The sequence below is a fragment of the Bacteroidota bacterium genome, assembly GCA_030706565.1.
Lineage (GTDB): Bacteria > Bacteroidota > Bacteroidia > Bacteroidales > JAUZOH01 > JAUZOH01.
In genome coordinates this window covers 1-2,679 of the sequence record JAUZOH010000479.1, presented here as the reverse complement: position 1 = coordinate 2,679, position 2,679 = coordinate 1, and the positions used below count along the sequence as shown (strand labels likewise).

Here is a 2,679-nt window from a genome sequence, read left to right as displayed (position 1 = left end):
TCAGGAACAAAAATATTTGCCATGAACTTAATTGTTCGTAACCTAGGTGACTTGAAAAATAATTATCAGATAGAGCTGACAAAAAAAATATTGAAAGAATTACAGGTAATTAAATAAAGATTCAGAATAAAAATATTGATAATTAGTCGATTATGGAAAAACTACTCGAAAAAATCCGGGAAGAACTTAAAAACAACAGCGACGAAAAAACGTTGGCAAGCAGTCAGCGTTTTTTTAAAGAAACAATTAAAAGTTATGGTGTAAAAGTTCCGGTTGTCAACAAAATCAGCAAAGAGTTTTATAAACTCATTGATCCCAGGACAAAAACAAAAATATTTGAATTGTGCGAATGTTTATGGCAATCAGGATATTGGGAAGAATCAATCATTGCCTGCAATTGGTCGTATACTGTTCATAAAGAATATAAACCGGAGGATTTTCAACTATTTGAAAGATGGATAAACCAGTATGTGGATAATTGGGCAAGTTGCGATACCCTATGTAACCACACGGTAGGGGAATTTATTGAAATGTATCCCGGATATATTGAACGGCTAAAGGATTTTGCAAGGTCGAACAACCGGTGGATTCGCCGGGCAGCGGCTGTATCTTTGATTGTTCCTGCCCGAAAGGGCAAGTTTTTGGATGATATTTTTGAGATTGCTGATATTTTGCTCATGGACAAGGAAGATCTGGTGCAGAAAGGTTACGGCTGGGTGCTTAAAGTCGTCAGTCAGGCAAACCAGGATAAGGTTTTTGACTATGTGATGAAAAATAAAGCTGTTATGCCCCGTACCGCTTTGCGCTATGCCATTGAAAAAATGCCTGCAGATTTGAAAAGCAGGGCTATGGAAAAATGATTCAACGTTAAAGGTATTGTTGATGCATTATTTTCTCATAGTTTATCATCACTACGTCAAATCCTTAACTTTATAATGAATGTTTTTGGTTAGAATAAGATCATGAAACCGGAAATTTTGATCATGAATTTCAGTCATATATACGAGCAGGAACGTTTTCTGAGCAACCCTCAGTTCAGATGGCTAGACTGCAGTGAAATATATGGAACGAGCTGTTATTGTGGCGAAGAAGCCATTAAAAAACTGAGGGAAAAGCTCTCTCCTTTCGATCCCGAAGGGATACATTTCATCGATTCTGGCAACTATCATTATGTCAGCAAACTTTGGACAGATAAAATAAAATACCCCTTTTCCCTAGTTGTCTTTGATCATCACCCCGACATGCAGCCCAGCCTGTTTGACAACCTCCTTTCTTGCGGCTGCTGGGTAAAAGAAGTGCTGGATACCAACCCCTTCGTGAAAAAGGTTTGTATTATCGGGGCCTCTGAACCGTTGATCAAGACGATTGATACAAAATACAACAGCAAACTGGAGTTTTACAGCGAACAATCGCTTGATCATGAAGAAACCTGGAAAAAATTTGCACAGGAGCATATCGATGAACCGGTTTATATTTCGGTAGACAAGGATATACTGAATACGGAGTCGGCTGTTACAAACTGGGACCAGGGTTCCCTTTCACTGGGCGAGCTTGAAAAACTGCTTTCCATAATACTCAGGAGGCAAGATATCATCGGAATTGACATCTGCGGTGAGTGTTCTGCCACATTGGATTTCTTTGAACTTCAAAGGGACGAAACACTGAATAACCAGGCCAACAAAGAACTTGCAAACCTGGTTCTGAGAATGCAGGGTTTATCAACTGTTTCAAAAGTTAATGATTATTCTATTAAGGATTCACATGTTTCAACTTATTGATTTAGAATAAATTTGGAGATGTCAAAATTATTGGTTTTAGTTCGTGAATCAGAATAATCCCATTCTTCTTGTGAAGCCAAGGTTTCAGCTAAAAATCGAATTGCATTGTCATCATTTGGAAAACATGCAAAGGAAAAATGGTATGTCTCTTAAAATGCAAAGACAGGATTTACATGATTAACATGTTTTCAATTCCATGTATCGAATTTTATATTTTTTCAGGAATTCTAAAGGAGGTCCGGATATAGAATCATCCGGAATCAATTAATATAATATTTTGCTATTTATTTCCATTAGCTTCGGCTTTTCATTGCCCTCGATTTTGGAATTTATTGCCGTCAGCTTCAGCTTTCATTTTCCTTGATTTATCTTTCATTGCCGTCAGCTTCAGCTGACGGATGCAAAGGATATAAAGTATTTCTTGGGCTTTAGCCCAACATTATACCAAAATAATACCAGAATAATACCAGAATATTTGGCTAAAGCCGGAAAAACCACTATTCTTTTACCCATTGTCTCATATTCTTTCAGGGTATGTCCGTCTTTAAGTTTCCATTCTGTCAATCGCGATCCGTATAATCTTTTATTTTGATTCTTGGAATTTTATAGGCTTTACCCGTCCAGTTTGACAGTTCGCAAGTCATCCGGCCATTTGGGTCTCCATCAATCAGAAATATTTTGATTGTTTTACCGAATTTCATATCTAATATTTTTATTTATAGATATTTAATACACAATGGCAAATTAATATGTGATAAGGTCTCATTCAAATTCTTACTTTTCCAGCCATTGGCTGTGTTCGTGCATCCTTCATTGTTTTCTTGACTTACCGGTAATTGTTTATATTGAAAGTTTAAGAACCTTAACTTTATCCTGTAGTTTATCAATATAGGCGACGCCC

At 36.8% G+C, this 2,679-nt stretch carries 3 protein-coding genes and 1 pseudogene; 2 read left to right on the top strand and 2 right to left on the bottom strand.

The window, feature by feature from the left end:
• The first annotated feature begins 152 nt into the window (after window positions 1–152).
• Window positions 153–860 carry a DNA alkylation repair protein gene (locus Q8907_15775; protein ID MDP4275728.1) on the top strand — a complete coding sequence of 236 codons (708 nt, stop codon included), beginning with the start codon at window positions 153–155 and terminating at the stop codon, window positions 858–860.
• Between the two features lie 102 nt (window positions 861–962).
• Window positions 963–1,778 carry an arginase family protein gene (locus tag Q8907_15770; protein MDP4275727.1) on the top strand — a complete coding sequence of 272 codons (816 nt, stop codon included), beginning with the start codon at window positions 963–965 and terminating at the stop codon, window positions 1,776–1,778.
• A gap of 387 nt (window positions 1,779–2,165) precedes the next feature.
• Here Q8907_15770 and Q8907_15765 read toward each other — a convergent pair whose 3' ends face one another.
• The gene (locus Q8907_15765; GenBank protein ID MDP4275726.1) at window positions 2,166–2,342 is read right to left on the bottom strand and encodes a hypothetical protein; all 177 of its coding nucleotides are present in this window, start codon (window positions 2,340–2,342) and stop codon (window positions 2,166–2,168) included.
• A gap of 2 nt (window positions 2,343–2,344) precedes the next feature.
• Window positions 2,345–2,479, bottom strand: a pseudogene (locus tag Q8907_15760) (GIY-YIG nuclease family protein).
• Between the last annotated feature and the right edge of the window lie 200 nt (window positions 2,480–2,679).

Bases quoted from the DNA above. Each gene is read 5' to 3' on its own strand.
- Q8907_15770 (MDP4275727.1), top strand. From the start codon at position 963: ATGAAACCGGAAATTTTGATCATGAATTTCAGTCATATATACGAGCAG.
- Q8907_15775 (MDP4275728.1), top strand. From the start codon at position 153: ATGGAAAAACTACTCGAAAAAATCCGGGAAGAACTTAAAAACAACAGC.